Annotated in this window: 15 protein-coding genes; 9 read left to right on the plus strand and 6 right to left on the minus strand. The window is 64.2% G+C overall.

From position 1 onward, the window contains the following. Positions 1–306: 306 nt before the first annotated feature. Positions 307–816: a site-specific integrase gene (locus tag L2A60_RS18425; protein WP_235705937.1), complete on the minus strand. Its 510-nt coding sequence runs from the start codon at positions 814–816 to the stop codon at positions 307–309. A gap of 599 nt (positions 817–1,415) precedes the next feature. On the opposite strand from L2A60_RS18425, the gene tmk reads away from it, so the two are divergent. Genes tmk through metG form a run of 3 tightly spaced genes read left to right on the plus strand, consistent with a single transcriptional unit; the run spans position 1,416 to position 4,533 of the window. Then, the gene (tmk, locus tag L2A60_RS18430; protein ID WP_235705938.1) at positions 1,416–2,033 is read left to right on the plus strand and encodes a dTMP kinase; all 618 of its coding nucleotides are present in this window, start codon (positions 1,416–1,418) and stop codon (positions 2,031–2,033) included. Beyond that, positions 2,030–3,001 carry a DNA polymerase III subunit delta' gene (locus L2A60_RS18435; protein WP_235705939.1) on the plus strand — a complete coding sequence of 324 codons (972 nt, stop codon included), beginning with the start codon at positions 2,030–2,032 and terminating at the stop codon, positions 2,999–3,001. Before tmk ends, L2A60_RS18435 begins: the two co-directional genes overlap by 4 nt. After that, positions 2,998–4,533, plus strand: coding sequence for a methionine--tRNA ligase (gene metG, locus L2A60_RS18440; RefSeq protein ID WP_235705940.1), 1,536 nt, complete (start codon positions 2,998–3,000; stop codon positions 4,531–4,533). Before L2A60_RS18435 ends, metG begins: the two co-directional genes overlap by 4 nt. A 19-nt stretch (positions 4,534–4,552) precedes the next feature. On the opposite strand, the gene L2A60_RS18445 is transcribed toward metG, so the two are convergent. Then, a complete protein-coding gene (locus tag L2A60_RS18445) occupies positions 4,553–6,076 on the minus strand; it encodes an ArnT family glycosyltransferase (protein WP_235705941.1) in 1,524 nt (507 codons plus the stop codon). A 122-nt stretch (positions 6,077–6,198) separates the two neighbouring features. Between L2A60_RS18445 and L2A60_RS18450 the strand changes: the two genes are divergently transcribed. Then, on the plus strand, positions 6,199–6,840 hold the full coding sequence (locus L2A60_RS18450; RefSeq protein WP_235705942.1) for an SCO family protein: 642 nt from the start codon (positions 6,199–6,201) through the stop codon (positions 6,838–6,840). Further along, the gene (locus L2A60_RS18455; protein WP_235705943.1) at positions 6,840–7,151 is read left to right on the plus strand and encodes a c-type cytochrome; all 312 of its coding nucleotides are present in this window, start codon (positions 6,840–6,842) and stop codon (positions 7,149–7,151) included. Before L2A60_RS18450 ends, L2A60_RS18455 begins: the two co-directional genes overlap by 1 nt. Here the strand turns inward: L2A60_RS18455 and L2A60_RS18460 are convergent. From L2A60_RS18460 to gatC, 4 genes are all read right to left on the minus strand, one after another. Continuing rightward, a complete protein-coding gene (locus L2A60_RS18460; RefSeq protein WP_235705944.1) occupies positions 7,130–7,768 on the minus strand; it encodes an SCO family protein in 639 nt (212 codons plus the stop codon). The two genes, L2A60_RS18455 and L2A60_RS18460, sit on opposite strands and share 22 nt — an antisense overlap. Before the next feature lie 67 nt (positions 7,769–7,835). Then, positions 7,836–9,287, minus strand: a complete 1,452-nt coding sequence (gene gatB, locus L2A60_RS18465; protein WP_235705945.1) for an Asp-tRNA(Asn)/Glu-tRNA(Gln) amidotransferase subunit GatB — start codon at positions 9,285–9,287, stop codon at positions 7,836–7,838. Next, the gene (gene gatA, locus L2A60_RS18470) at positions 9,284–10,765 is read right to left on the minus strand and encodes an Asp-tRNA(Asn)/Glu-tRNA(Gln) amidotransferase subunit GatA (RefSeq protein WP_235705946.1); all 1,482 of its coding nucleotides are present in this window, start codon (positions 10,763–10,765) and stop codon (positions 9,284–9,286) included. The genes gatB and gatA overlap by 4 nt, the downstream gene beginning before the upstream one ends. Beyond that, on the minus strand, positions 10,762–11,049 hold the full coding sequence (gatC, locus tag L2A60_RS18475; protein WP_235705947.1) for an Asp-tRNA(Asn)/Glu-tRNA(Gln) amidotransferase subunit GatC: 288 nt from the start codon (positions 11,047–11,049) through the stop codon (positions 10,762–10,764). Before gatC ends, gatA begins: the two co-directional genes overlap by 4 nt. Before the next feature lie 47 nt (positions 11,050–11,096). Between gatC and ruvX the strand changes: the two genes are divergently transcribed. From ruvX to L2A60_RS18495, 4 genes are all read left to right on the plus strand, one after another. After that, the gene (gene ruvX, locus L2A60_RS18480; protein ID WP_235705948.1) at positions 11,097–11,564 is read left to right on the plus strand and encodes a Holliday junction resolvase RuvX; all 468 of its coding nucleotides are present in this window, start codon (positions 11,097–11,099) and stop codon (positions 11,562–11,564) included. Beyond that, complete coding sequence (locus L2A60_RS18485; RefSeq protein ID WP_235705949.1) at positions 11,561–11,890, plus strand: hypothetical protein; 330 nt, start codon at positions 11,561–11,563, stop codon at positions 11,888–11,890. Before ruvX ends, L2A60_RS18485 begins: the two co-directional genes overlap by 4 nt. Before the next feature lie 69 nt (positions 11,891–11,959). Continuing rightward, positions 11,960–13,588, plus strand: a complete 1,629-nt coding sequence (locus L2A60_RS18490) for a long-chain fatty acid--CoA ligase (RefSeq protein WP_235705950.1) — start codon at positions 11,960–11,962, stop codon at positions 13,586–13,588. Then, on the plus strand, positions 13,588–13,883 hold a 296-nt coding region (locus tag L2A60_RS18495), incomplete at its 3' end, for a glycoside hydrolase family protein (protein ID WP_407932570.1). The genes L2A60_RS18490 and L2A60_RS18495, both read left to right, overlap by 1 nt.

Consider the following 13,883-nt stretch of genomic DNA (forward strand, 5'->3'; position numbering starts at 1 on the left):
AACTTCTCAGACAGGAGACCGTCGCGTGAAGTGCGCCATCAACGGCGCCGCAAAATCAGCCGGAAATCACTACCGCAGAGCGGTTTTGTTCAATCCCCCCGGTCAAATGACGACACACCCTAACTCGAGCTTGATCTGCTGCTCGATCAGCATCGACAGTGTCACGATCGCGAAGCTGTGGCGGAGCCAATGCGGTGTGGCGCGCACTCCCGTTGCCGCGGAAAGCCTTTGGAACTCTCGCCCCCACCGTGCCTGTGAAAGCTCTTCTCCGCTCTCCGTCAACCAAAGCGGAGCTGTTTCGCTATCCTAGAATCCAGTCCCGTGCCTATTGGCGGTCGGGATGAGAAAGGTCTGGCCTATCGGCACGCGGCCGGATCGCAAGCGCTCCTTCAGCGCCTCGATCGCGAGCCGACGCTCGCCGAGCCGATAGGCGTGAACCGCTTTGGCCGCAGACAGCGGCCACAGTACCTCGCGGGATTTCTGCCCCTTTCCGACAATCATCCACGGGCGATATAGAACGCCGGCAAATTCGGTCTGGCTGGGTACATCGTGGTCTCTGAGTGCCGTGACTTCGGAAGATCGCATCCCGGTGCCAATGAAGGTGGCCAAACCTGCCCGTAGGCGCTGGGTTCGAGCGGCACCGGCGAATGCGCGGTATTCCTCCGGACGCAACGCGGCGATCAACCGCTCAGATGTGCCGCGCTGCTTCGCCTGCCAGAGTTCGAAGCCGATGCCGTCGATCCAACCCTTTCGTTCCGCGTAGCGGAGAAACTGGTACCAGTGCACCATCCATTGGTTCCAGGTTTCCTTCCTCACCTTGGGTCCTGTCGGTGTTTTCCCCGGCGGTCGCCCGGACATCGCGGGAGGGGCCCCTCGATAGTGTTGCCTCACGAGATTGATGTGGGCCAACTCGGTGCAGTCTTGCCAGCGCAGGTCCGCCGCCTCAAACCACTTCAAGATGGCGACAAGTGCAGCCGATCTGGCCCTGCGGGTGTGCGGGGAGGAAGTGCGACCGGCGACAGCAAGCTGCCAGGCGTTCACTTCCTCCAGGTATGTGCCATCGTCAGAGAACAGAAACCGAAGGCCCGGCACGTGTTGTACGACCAAGGGCAGTAGAAGGGGCGATCCAGCAGCGGGCTGATTGCCCAGGGCTTGGCGCAACCAGGGTAAAACCCCGTCGGCAGCAAGGGACGCCGCTAACATTCTCTCGCTATTGGCTTTTCGGCGCACAAGCATCCGCCTTCATTTCCAGAAGGGATTAGCCTACTTACCAATAGAGCCCGAAAGTTGTTCACAACATATCCACAGAGATATCCACAGGTCAAGTCTATTCAATTCACAACAACAGCAAGATCATTATCATTTTTGGGTTAAGGTTGCTATTGCATTGGAACATGCGCAATTCACCGTCAGGTATGAGACTGAACCACGGGGGTAAGATAAGCGGCGAGGGGGTCGGTAAATCGACGCAGCTCAGCCGGCTCGCCGCCGTGCTGCGCGAGCAGGGGCGCGATGTCGCCGTCACCCGCGAACCGGGCGGCACGCCGGGGGCGGAAGCGATCCGCGCGCTGCTGCTCGACCCGGCGACAACGCTCGATCCGCTCGCCGATACGCTGTTGGTGTTCGCCGTACGCGCCGATCATGTCCGGCGCATGATCCGGCCGGCGCTGACGCGCTGCGCCGTCGTGCTGTGCGACCGCTTCACCGACTCCACCATGGCCTATCAGGGGCATGGCCTCGGCGTGGATCGCGCCGCGATCAAGGTCCTGGCCCGCATCATCGGCCTGAAACCCGACCTCACCATCATCCTTGACGCTCCGCCCGAGGTGGCGCGCGAACGCCTCGCCGCACGGGGATCGTCGCCCGATCGCTACGAGCGGTTCGACGCCGGTTTCGCCGCCAAGGTCGCCGAAGGATTCCGTTCGATCGCCACGGCCGAACCCGAGCGGTGCGTCCTGATCGATGCTTCCGGTCCGGCCGACGCGATTGCTGCGGTCATCGCTAACCTCGTGCGCCAGAAGCTGTTCGAATGATCTCGCCGCGCGCCAATTCCGTGCTGCTCGGCCAGGATCGCGCGATCTGCGAACTCGCCCGCGCCGCCATGGGCCAGCGCCTGCATCACGCCTGGCTGATCGCCGGGCCGCCCGGCATCGGTAAGGCGACCCTTGCCTACCGTTTCGCCCGCTGGCTGCTCGCCGGCCGCGCCAGCCCCGATCTCGCGCTTGATTCCGCGAACCCGGTGTTCCGGCGGGTCGCCATCGGCTCGCATGCCGATCTCCTGGTCATCGAGCGCCGCTACGACGAAAAGAAAAAACGCCTGCAGGGCGAAATCGTGGTCGACACGGTGGCCGAAGCCGGGCGCTTTCTGCGATTGACGCCGGGTGAGGGCGGCTGGCGCGTCGTCATCGTCGACGGCGCCGAAGCGCTGAACCGCAATGCCGCCAACGCATTATTGAAACTTCTCGAAGAGCCCCCGCCGCGCGCGATGTGGCTTCTGGTCTGCCACGCACCGGGCCGGCTGCTGCCCACTATCCGCAGCCGCTGCCGGCGGCTCGACCTCGGGCCTCTCGAACCCGCCATCCTCGAAACCATGCTCGCCGCGCTCCTGCCGGAGATTGCCCCGGAACGGCGCACGCGCCTCGCGGCGCTGGCCGAAGGTTCGATCGGGCGTTCGCTCGCCCTTGCCGAATCGGATGGGCTCGCGCTGGCCGGGCTGGTCGACGAGGCAATGGGTGGGGCGGTGGCGCCCAGCCGAGCTGCCGCAATCGCCGATGCCGTCGCTCGCGCCGAGGATGGGTTCCTCACCTTCACCGGGCTGTTGCGTTCCGCACTCGCCGCCGCAGTGCGCGCCGAAGCACGCGCCGGATCGCCCGAGCCTTCCCTTGATGCGCGCGCCTCACTCTGGCAGGAGCTTGGGCGGATCGAGGCCGAAGTCGATGGGCTCAACCTCGATCCCCGCGCCGCCATCCTGACGATTTTGCACCAGATCCGGGTTTCATGACCAAGCGTTTCTACATCACCACGCCGATCTATTACGTAAACGGCGCGCCCCATATCGGCCACGCCTACAGTTCCATCGCGGCCGACGTGATGGCGCGGTTCAAGCGGCTTGATGGCCATGAGGTTTTTTTCCTCACCGGCACCGACGAGCACGGCCAGAAGCTCGAAAAAGCCGCGCGCGACGCCGGACTGGAACCGCGGGCGCTGGCCGATCGCAACGCCGCCGAATTCCGCGCCATGGCGCGCACGATCAACCTCTCCAACGACGATTTCATCCGCACCACCGAAGATCGCCACAAGCGCGGTTGCGCGGCGCTCTGGCAGGCGCTGGACGCGGCCGGCGCGATCGAACTCGGCCATTACGAAGGCTGGTATGCGACGCGCGACGAAGCTTTCTATGGCGAGGATGAGCTGACCACCGGCGCCGACGGGGTCAAACGCTCGCCCTACGGCGCGCCGGTCGAATGGGTCCGCGAACCGTCATTTTTCTTCAAACTCAGCATGTTCCAGGATCGTCTTCTGGCGTTGTATGAGGCGCATCCGGGCTTCATCCAGCCGATATCGAGCCGCAACGAGGTGATCAGCTTCGTGCGGAGCGGGTTGCGCGATCTCTCGATCAGCCGCACCAGCTTTTCCTGGGGCGTTCCGGTCCCCGGCGCGCCGGATCATGTGATGTATGTCTGGATCGACGCGCTGACCAACTATCTCACCGCCCTCGGCTATCCCGACATGACCGATCCGCGCATGGCGTTCTGGCCGGCCGATGTGCATCTGGTGGGCAAGGAGATCACCCGGTTCCATGCGGTCTACTGGCCCGCCATGCTGATGGCGGCGGGGCTGCCTCTGCCGCGCCGGATTTTCGGCAATGGCTGGTGGACGGTGGAGGGCGAAAAAATGAGCAAATCGCTCGATAACGCCCTGCCGGTGCAGCCGCTGATCGATGAATTCGGCCTCGATCCGCTGCGATTTTTCCTGCTCCGCGAGATGCCGTTCGGCAATGACGGCGATTTTTCCCGCCGCGCGCTGATCAGCCGGCTGAACGTCGAACTTGCCAACGATCTCGGCAATCTCGCCCAGCGCATTTTGTCATTCATCGCGAAAAACGCGGGCGGGACGATGCCCGCGCGCGGCGTCGCCACCGAGGCGGATGTTTCGCTCCGTGCGATCGCCGAGGCGCTGCCCGATCGGGTGCGCGGCGCGATCGACCGGCTGGCCTTTCAGGAGGCGCTGGAAGAGATCTGGAAACTGGTGCGCGCGTCCAACGCCTATATCGATCGTGAGGCGCCCTGGACTCTCCGCAAGTCCAACCCTACCCGGATGGTGGCGGTATTGCGCGTGCTGTGCGAGGCGCTGCGGGTGATCGGGCTTCTGCTCCAGCCTTTCATGCCGGACACGATGGCGCGCCTGCTCGACCTGCTCGCCGTTGCACCGGACGCACGGGATTTCGCGTCGCTCGACCGGCCGCTCACCGATGGCGCGGCGCTTCCGGCGCCGGTGGGGCTGTTTCCCCGCTTCATCGAACCGACGGCGTGACCGGCGAAGCCGCGCCCCGTCACCGACTTGCAGCCGCCGGCCAGGAGCGCAGATCGTGACCGAGCAGCATCGGGATTTTCAATAACACCCGGCCATGATGCGTAATGTCGATCGGTTTCGCCACCGTGATCGACCGGAACCGCGGCGCGTAGCGCCGCATGATCGCCGCTTCCGAACCGGGCATCGCCGCGATCAGGACATTTTCGCCGATCAGCGATTGCGGCGGCGTGGTGATGCCGAATTCATGCGGGTCGCCCTCGAACACCGCAACTGGAACGCCGGGACCGATCGCATAGGCGATCTTGCCGGCATCATACCAGCGTAAGGCGGCGATCGCGAGGTCAGGCCAGTCGAGATCGCCGCGCCGGGCGAGGGTTTCGCGGAAGCTGCGCCAGTCGACCGCCTGCAATTCGGGCGAGTGGCCCGGTGGAAACAGCGCGTTGAACCCCGGCACGATCCCAAAACTCAGCTCCGCCGCGATGAACAGCGTCGCGACCGTCAGCAGCCCGGCGGTGCCGGCCGTAACCGCGCCAACCCAGCGCCGCGCGGCATTGCCAAGCCGCGCCACCCAGTCGCCCAGCAAGGGAAACAGCATCAGATAGCCGGGAGCCGCCCAATGATAGAGAATTTTGCGCGCCGACCAGAACGCGATCACCGAAAACAGTGTAACCGGAATGATCGCGAGCAGAGCAAGAAACCGCGCCCGCCGGTCAGCACCGTGCCGCAGCCCCTCCACCAGCAGCCACGCCATCGGCACCCAGATCCAAGGCGCGATGAATAAGGCTTCACCGGCCCAGACGATGAAGGGCCGCAGCGGGTGAATGCCGATGCCGGTTGCGCGCGCGCCCTGGTAGCCGAATGACACCCAGGCGTTCAGTGCGTTCCAGATCAGCACCGGCGAGAACACCAGAAGCGCGATCAGGCAGGCGATCCACGGACCGGCGCTGGCCAAAGCTCGCCTGCCGCGCGCATCGAACGCCAGGAACAGCAGGGCGCCGAGCAGATTGAGCGCCGCATTGTATTTCGAGGTCATCGCAAGCCCGGCGAACAGCCCGGCGAGCGGCCAGAATCCCGGTTCGGGCTCGGCGTCGAGTTCAGGTCGGGCGACACCCACCGCACGGGACAGCGCCCATGCCGCGGCAACTAGGAAAAAATCGAGCGGTCCGTCCGGCAGCACCCAGGTGCCGAAAGCGACCGAAAAGACCGGCGAGATGTTCAGCCCGATCACCGCCCAGAGCGCCGCGCGGGCGCCGAACAGCCGGCTGGCGAAACCGTACATCAGCGCGCTGGTGCCCGCGAACAACATAATGAAGGGCAGGCGCACGATCAGCGGGCCATGCAGCCCGGTCACCCGCTGGATCGCCAGTTCCATCCACCAGGAAATCGGCGGATGGTCGAAATAGGACAACTGAAATGCATGCGACGCCGAAACCATGTAGCTTTCGTCGATGCCGAGTCCCATGCCTCCGGCAAGGATCAGGCGAATGACGGTCGCGAGCAGGATGACGACGGCAGCTTGGCGTGCGGGCGAGGCGGATTTCATGGCCGAGCGGCATGAGCGACGGGCGGCGTGCGGTCAAGCCGGACGACCGTCGTTTCACGCGACGATGACTTGGAGCAACGGACAGTCCATCGTATCAAGGCGGTCGACAGGAGTTCCGCATTATGAGCATCGCCTTCAATCTGGGGCGCCGCGCCCTGCTTTCCGGCCTTGGCAGCATGGTCTGCGCCGCTGCGCTCGTCCCGAACGCCCTGGCGACCGAACCGGCACCGCCCGCCTATGTCGAACTCGACGGTCATATGAAACCGCTGGCCTTCCGCATGGAGAATGTCGAAACCGGCAAGATCGTCACCGAAGCGGCGTTTCGCGGCCATCCGGTGATCCTCTATTTCGGTTTCACCCGCTGCCCGGATACCTGCCCGCTCACCATGCAGAATGCGGCGCGGCTGGTTCGGATGCTCGGCGTCGATGGCCGGAAGCTGCGCATCGCGTTCGTCACCGTCGATCTCGATTACGACACCCCGGCGCGCCTCAAAAGCTTCATGGCGAAATTCGGCACCCCTCCGGTCTTCACCGGCCTGCGCGGCACACCCGCCGAACTCGAGGCGGCGGCAAAGCGCTACGGCGTATTCTACAAGGCGCCGGCCGGGCCCGATTCGCCCGATCCAGTCTCCGCCATCGGCCATAGCGACGCCACCTATCTGTTCGCGCCCGACGGCAAGGCCGTCGCCGTGCTGACCGCACTACCCGGCTCGCATCCCGATCTTGGCAAGGATGCAGCGCTGATCCGCAAATTGATCGGCTGATGTGCGCTGCCGGTCTTTTCGTGCTTGCGGCGCTGCTCGGTGCCGCCGCACCGGATGGCGCAAGCCTCGTCGCTCATGGCAACAGCCATGGCATTCTGCCTTGCGCAGCCTGTCATGGCGCCGATCTCAAAGGCAATGCGGCGACCGGGGCAGGGCGGCTCATCGGCAATCCCGCATCTCAAACCCGTGCCTCGCTGCGCCGTATCGCGGGCGACGCATCCCGCGGCAATTACGCGATGCACGACATTGCCCGCTCGATGACGCCAGCTGAACGCCGCGCCATCGCCGCCTATCTCGCAACGCTGCGCTGAGTATGCCGGATCAATGTCCGAAGATCGTGCGCGATTCCGGCAATATCCGGCTTTAACGCCACCCCGAGTTTGGTAATCATGAACCGCGCGTCGCCATGCGCGCCGAACACATAGATCGCGGCGGAATGAGTTACGGTGTAGTGCGCCGGGTTTTTCGAGCGCTGCACCGAAAACACCACGCGATAACGCCTCGCGAGTCGAAACAATTGGTTGGGCGTGCCACGCAGCCCGACCATATGCGGGCCGAACAACCCAATATAATAGCGCAGAACCTGCGGCGTATCCCGGTAGGGATCGACGGTGACGAACAAAAATACGACATGTGAAGCGAGCGGACCCAGCGTCTTGAACACCTGTTCGACCCGGTACTGGGTGAACGGGCACTCGTCACCGCAATTGGTATAGCCGAAAAACAGCATCACCACTTTGCCCCTGAAATCGGCAGCGGTGACGGTCTTGCCGGTCTCCACATCTTTCATGCGCAAGCTCAGCGGCGGCACCAGGCCCGCGATCGGCCGATCCACCGAGGCGAGAGGGCGGCTTCGCGCCGCGGCCGGACCGATTGCGGCGAGCAGGAGCAGAACAGCAAGACCGCCGAGGCGAAGCCTGCGAACCATCATCGCATCCCGATCGATACCCGCGCCGACCTCAATGACCGAGATAGGCGTTCATACGTGGCGCTCATCAACCCAATTTCGTCTTCAGCGCCTCGTTCACCAAAGCCGGATTGCCCTTGCCCGCCATCGCCTTCATCACCTGCCCGACGAAGAAGCCGAACAATTTCTCCTTGCCCGATTTATACTCGGCCACCTTGTCGGCATTGGCGGCGAGCACCCGATCGATCGCGGTGTCGATCGCGCCGGTATCGGTCACCTGCCGGAGCCCGCGCGCTTCGATGATCGCACCCGGCGTATCGCCGGTCTCGACCATGATCTCGAACACCTCCTTGGCGATCTTGCCGTTGATCGTCGCATCGCTGATCAAGTCGAGCAGGGCACCAAGGTTTTTGGCACTGACAGGGCTATCCTCGATGTTGCGTCCGGTACGATTGAGTGCGGCGAAAAAATCGCCGAGCATCCAGTTCGCCACGAGCTTCGCATCGCGCCCTTTCGCCACGGTTTCGAAAAAATCCGCGGTGGCCCGCTCCATGACGAAGATCGCCGATTCATAGGCGGAAATTCCAAAATCGCGCACCAGCCGCGCCCGTTTCGCATCCGGCAATTCAGGCAGGTCGTTCTTCAGCGCCGCAACCCAAGTCTCGTCGAGCACCAGCGGCAGCAAATCCGGTTCGGGGAAATAGCGGTAGTCATGCGCATCTTCCTTGCTGCGCATCGAACGGGTCACGCCTCGCGCCGGGTCGAACAGGCGGGTTTCCTGTTCGACCACGCCGCCCGATTCCCAAACCTCGATCTGCCTTCGCGCCTCGGTCTCCACCGCCTGCATCACGAAGCGGATCGAATTGACGTTCTTCACCTCGCAACGGGTGCGAAATGCCTCGCCCGGTTTGCGCACCGACACGTTGACATCCGCACGCATCGAACCTTCGTCCATATTGCCGTCGCAAGTGCCGAGATAGCGCAGAATGGTGCGCAGCTTGCGCAGATACGCGCCAGCTTCCTCCGGGTTGCGCATATCCGGCTCACTGACGATTTCCATCAGTGCGACGCCCGAGCGGTTCAAATCGACGAAGGATTTGCTCGCATGCTGATCGTGCATCGACTTGCCGGCATCCTGTTCGAGATGCAACCTCGTGATGCCGATGCTGCGCGTCTCGCCCGATTCCAGCTCGATCTCGACGGTGCCGGCCCCGACGATCGGCTGATCGTACTGGCTGATCTGATAGCCTTGCGGCAAATCGGCATAAAAATAATTCTTCCGGTCGAACCGCGAAATTAGATTGATCCGTGCGTCCAGCCCAAGCCCGGTTCGCACCGCCTGCGCCACGCATTCGCGGTTGATCACCGGCAACATGCCGGGAAATCCCGCGTCGATGAAACTGACCTGGCTGTTCGGCTCCGCACCGAATTCGGTTGCAGCACCGCTGAACAGTTTTGATTTCGATATGATCTGGGCATGAACCTCAAGCCCGATCACCAGCTCCCATGGGCCGGTTTCGCCCCCGATCGTGTAGCTCATGGCGTCGCTCCCGCGCGCAAGCCGGGCAGGGCGGTGAACCCCGCCGCGCGTTCGATCGCCGAGGACACGGCAAATACCGTCTCCTCATCGAAGTGTCGGCCAATCACCTGCAACCCGAGCGGCAGCCCGCGCGCATCCTGCCCAGCGGGGATGCTCATCGCGGGAACCCCCGCGAGCGAGGCGGGAACCGTGAACACGTCGTTCAGATACATCGTCACCGGATCGTCCATTTTCTCGCCGATCGCGAAGGCGGCCGAGGGCGCGGTGGGCGTCAGCAGCGCATCGATCTTCGCGAAAGCCTCGGTAAAATCGCGCAGAATCAGGGCGCGCACCTTCTGCGCCCGCAGATAATACGCGTCGTAATACCCGGCCGACAGCACATAGGTGCCGATCATGACCCGGCGCTTCACCTCGGCGCCGAATCCGGCGGCGCGGGTGCGCTCGTACAAATCGATCAGATCCTCGCCGTCGACCCTGGCACCGAACCTCACCCCGTCATACCGCGCAAGGTTCGATGACGCTTCGGCAGGTGCGACGATGTAGTAGACCGGCAGCCCGTATTGCGTGTGCGGCAGCGACACATCGATGATGTCCGCCCCCGCGCGCTTCAGCCAGTCGATGCCGGATTGCCAGAGTTTTTCGATCTCCGGCGCCATGCCGTCGACGCGATATTCGGCAGGAATGCCGATCCGCAGCCCCTTCACCCCACGCGCGCAGGCGGCACGGAAATCGGGCACCGGGCGATCGGCCGATGTGCTGTCCTTTTCATCGAATCCGCTCATCGCGCCAAGTAATATCGCGCAATCCTCGACGGTGCGCGCCATCGATCCGGCTTGATCGAGCGAGGAGGCAAACGCGACGATACCGAAGCGCGAGCAGCGGCCATAGGTCGGCTTGATTCCGGCGATGCCGCAGAACGAAGCGGGCTGGCGGATCGAACCGCCTGTATCGGTTCCGGTCGCACCCAGCGCGATCCGTGCTGCAACCGCCGATGCCGAACCGCCGGACGATCCGCCGGGAACCAGCTTCGCGCCATCCGCCCGCTGCCACGGATTCTCCACCGGGCCGAATCCGGAGGTGATGTTCGACGATCCCATCGCGAATTCGTCGAGGTTCGCCTTGCCGAGCATCACGCTCCCAGCGGCCTTGAGCCGCGCGGTCACGGTGCTCTCATAGGGCGGGATGAACGGCGCCAGAATCTTCGAGGCCGCGGTTGTCCGCACACCCTCGGTGCAGAACAAATCCTTGATCGCGAGTGGAATCCCTGCAAGGGCAGGGGCATTGCCAGCAGCACGCGCCGCGTCCGCCGCTTTCGCCCGGTCGCGCGCGATGTCGGGCGTGGTGGTGATGAAGGCGTTCAGCCGCGGATTGAGCGCCTCGACCGCACCGATATGCGCCTCGGTCAGTTCGACCGCCGAGATGCGTTTTGCCGCCAGCGCGTCCAGCGCCTCGGCGATGGTCAAATCGAGCATGGTCATTCCACCACCTTCGGCACCGCGAAGAAATCGCCGATCCGGTCCGGTGCATTCGCCAGCACGTGATCGGGGATGCCGCCGTCGGTCACCCGGTCTTCGCGCATCCGCATGGTCATCTGCGCCCCGCCGGTCAGCGGCGCCACGCCGTCGACATCGACGGCGGCAAGCTGTTCCACATAGCCGAGAATGGCGTTGAGTTCGCCTTGCAGGCGCGGCACCTCGTCATCGGCGAGGCGGATGCGGGCGAGTTTCGCGATGCGGCGAACCATCGCGGGGTCGAGCGACATGGATTGATCCCTTGGGTTTCAGTGCGGACCGGACCATAAACGCCACCATGACACTGTTCAACCTGACCGGCCTGGTAGCTACGTTGCCCCGCAATTCTCGTCTCATCGGCCTCGATCCCGGCTCGCGCATCATTGGCATCGCTCTGTCCGACGTGAGCCGCCGCTTGGCTTCCCCCTATGGCGCCATGAAGCGCGGCAAGCTTGCGGAAATGGCGCAGACGATTCGCGACATTGCCGCCAAGGAAGGGGCAGGCGGCATCGTTATCGGCCTGCCGCTCTCGATGGATGGCTCGCTCGGTCCGGCGGCGCAGGCGGCGCGGGACTGGGCTCACGCGATCGCCGCGGCAACCGGGCTGGCGGTGGCGATGATGGATGAACGCCTGTCCTCGGCGGCCGTGAACCGGGCTATGATCGAGTCCGATCTGTCGCGCGCCAAGCGTGCCGCGCGCGTCGATGCGGCGGCGGCAGCCTATATGCTGCAATCGGCGCTCGACCTGCTGAACGAAGCGGGATGAAACCGCTCGCGATCCTGCTGCTTCTGGTTCTCGCGGCGGCGCTGGAAGTCGGCGGCGATGCGCTGATGCGCGCCGGCCTGCATGATTCCGGCGCATCGCGGGTCACCTGGCTGATCGCCGGCACCGCCGTGCTCGCCGCTTACGGCATCTTCGTCAATCTCGGTCCGTGGGATTTTGGCCGCGTACTTGGCGTCTATGTGGTATTGTTCTTCATCATGGCGCAGATCGTCAATTTTCTCGGCTTCGGCCTCCGCCCCGGCGCGCCGATCCTTGTCGGCGGCTCGCTGATCTGCGCTGGCGGACTGATCCTCGCCGTCTGGCGCTGAATGTTGCGATTTCGGTAGCCCACCCCCCGCGCTCTGTGGCAGTTTCGCGTAAAGCACGAGGAGACGCCGATGCACGGGCTGATGCAGCACGAACCCATGATGATTTCCGATTTGCTGCGCCACGCCGCCCGATATCATCCGCGAAGTGAAATCGTCTCGCGCCGCCCCGACGGCGTCCATCGGCAGACCTACCCCGAAACCGAACGCCGCGCCCGGCGCCTCGCCCAGGCGCTGATCCGGCTCGGGATCGCACCGGGCGACCGGGTGGCGACGCTCGCGTGGAACAGCCACCGGCATGTCGAGCTCTATTTCGCGATCTCCGGCATTGGGGCGGTGATCAACACGATCAATCCGCGCCTCGCGCACGACGATATCGCCTATATCGCCGATCATGCCGAGGATCGGGTGATTTTCGCCGATGTCGATTTCGCGCCGATCCTCGCCGCCGTCGTGCCGAAGCTGGCCGCGAGACCGCGCCACATCGTGTTTCTGAACGATTCTGGCGACATCCAGGATTGCACGCTCCCCGCGAGCATCTCGGTATCTGCCTACGAGACGCTGATCGCCGCTGAAGACGGCGATTACGAGTGGCCGCGCTTCGAGGAAACCACGGCGAGCGGCCTTTGTTACACCTCGGGCACAACCGGCAAGCCGAAGGGCGTGCTCTATAGCCATCGCTCGACCGTGCTGCTGGCGATGGCGGTCAACGCCGCGGATGCGTGCGGCTTGCGCGCGGCCGACCGGCTGATGCCGGTGGTGCCGATGTTCCACGTGAATGCCTGGTCCCTGCCTTATGCGGCGGCGGCGTGCGGCGCCTCGCTGATCATGCCTGGACGGTTTCTCGACGGCGCAAGCCTCGCCGGCCTGATCGCGGATGAGCATGTGACCATCTCGGCCGGCGTGCCGACGGTCTGGCTCGGCGTGCTCGACCATCTGCGCGAAACCGGCCAACGATTGCCGAGTCTGCAACGCCTGGTAATCGGCGGCTCGGCCTGCCCACCTGCCTTGTTCGAGCAGTTCGATGCACTCGGCGTCGAAATCCGCCACGCCTGGGGCATGACCGAGAGCAGCCCGCTCGCCACTCTGGCAGCACCGGTGGCGGGCGTCGACGCGGATGCCGCGGCAAACCAGCGCCTGAGCCAGGGCAGGACGATCTTCGGCGTCGAACTGCGCGCGCGGGATGAAAAAGCGACCGAGGTGCCATGGAACGGCAAGACCCAGGGCAATATCGAGCTGCGTGGCCATTGGGTTGCGACCGGCTACTACCGAATGCCTAAAGGCACCACTGCGGATGGCTGGTTTCCGACCGGCGATGTCGGCACCATCGATCCTGACGGTTTCGTCTACCTCACCGACCGAACCAAGGATCTGATCAAATCGGGCGGCGAATGGATCAGCTCGATCGCCCTGGAAAACATCGCCGTCGCGCACCCTGCAGTGGCCGAGGCGGCGGCGATCGCAGCGAAGCATCGCAAATGGGGCGAGCGGCCGCTGCTGATCGTCGCATTGCGGCCGGGTGCATCGTTGACCAAGGCCGAGCTGCTGGCCTTCTACGAGGACAAGGTCCCGCGCTGGTCGGTGCCGGACGATGTGATCTTTATCGACGAATTGCCCCATGGCGCCACCGGCAAGCTGCTCAAAACGGCTCTGCGGTCACGCTTCGGAGACTATTTCATCCGGGCGGAGGACGTGGTCTGATGGAGACTGCCGTTTCGATCGCGACGGTGAAATTGGTCCAGCCCTTCGAGGGCTTCAGCGCGACGCCTTATCAAGATCCAGTCGGCGTCTGGACCATCGGTTTCGGCTCGACGCGCGATGCCTTCGACGCGCCGGTCTGCGCCACCACGCCGCCGATCACCCGCGCGCAGGCGCTAGTACCCTCCGTCATTGATTTTGCGGCGGACCTTCGATTCGATGACTCCGCAACGACGGAGATGGTTCGTGACCGCGAAACAAAGTGCCGTAAAGAAGTATGTGGTGAAGCTCAGCCTCG

The organism is Acidiphilium iwatense (assembly GCF_021556475.1).
In the GTDB taxonomy this organism is placed as follows: Bacteria; Pseudomonadota; Alphaproteobacteria; order Acetobacterales; family Acetobacteraceae; genus Acidiphilium; species Acidiphilium iwatense.

Excerpts from the sequence above, each read along its gene's own strand:
- tmk (WP_235705938.1), top strand. The coding sequence starts at position 1,416 with ATGAGACTGAACCACGGGGGTAAGATAAGCGGCGAGGGGGTCGGTAAA.
- L2A60_RS18435 (WP_235705939.1), top strand. The coding sequence starts at position 2,030 with ATGATCTCGCCGCGCGCCAATTCCGTGCTGCTCGGCCAGGATCGCGCG.
- metG (WP_235705940.1), top strand. The coding sequence starts at position 2,998 with ATGACCAAGCGTTTCTACATCACCACGCCGATCTATTACGTAAACGGC.
- L2A60_RS18445 (WP_235705941.1), bottom strand. The coding sequence starts at position 6,076 with ATGAAATCCGCCTCGCCCGCACGCCAAGCTGCCGTCGTCATCCTGCTC.
- L2A60_RS18450 (WP_235705942.1), top strand. The coding sequence starts at position 6,199 with ATGAGCATCGCCTTCAATCTGGGGCGCCGCGCCCTGCTTTCCGGCCTT.
- L2A60_RS18455 (WP_235705943.1), top strand. The coding sequence starts at position 6,840 with ATGTGCGCTGCCGGTCTTTTCGTGCTTGCGGCGCTGCTCGGTGCCGCC.
- L2A60_RS18460 (WP_235705944.1), bottom strand. The coding sequence starts at position 7,768 with ATGGTTCGCAGGCTTCGCCTCGGCGGTCTTGCTGTTCTGCTCCTGCTC.
- gatB (WP_235705945.1), bottom strand. The coding sequence starts at position 9,287 with ATGAGCTACACGATCGGGGGCGAAACCGGCCCATGGGAGCTGGTGATC.
- gatA (WP_235705946.1), bottom strand. The coding sequence starts at position 10,765 with ATGACCATGCTCGATTTGACCATCGCCGAGGCGCTGGACGCGCTGGCG.
- gatC (WP_235705947.1), bottom strand. The coding sequence starts at position 11,049 with ATGTCGCTCGACCCCGCGATGGTTCGCCGCATCGCGAAACTCGCCCGC.
- ruvX (WP_235705948.1), top strand. The coding sequence starts at position 11,097 with ATGACACTGTTCAACCTGACCGGCCTGGTAGCTACGTTGCCCCGCAAT.
- L2A60_RS18485 (WP_235705949.1), top strand. The coding sequence starts at position 11,561 with ATGAAACCGCTCGCGATCCTGCTGCTTCTGGTTCTCGCGGCGGCGCTG.
- L2A60_RS18490 (WP_235705950.1), top strand. The coding sequence starts at position 11,960 with ATGCACGGGCTGATGCAGCACGAACCCATGATGATTTCCGATTTGCTG.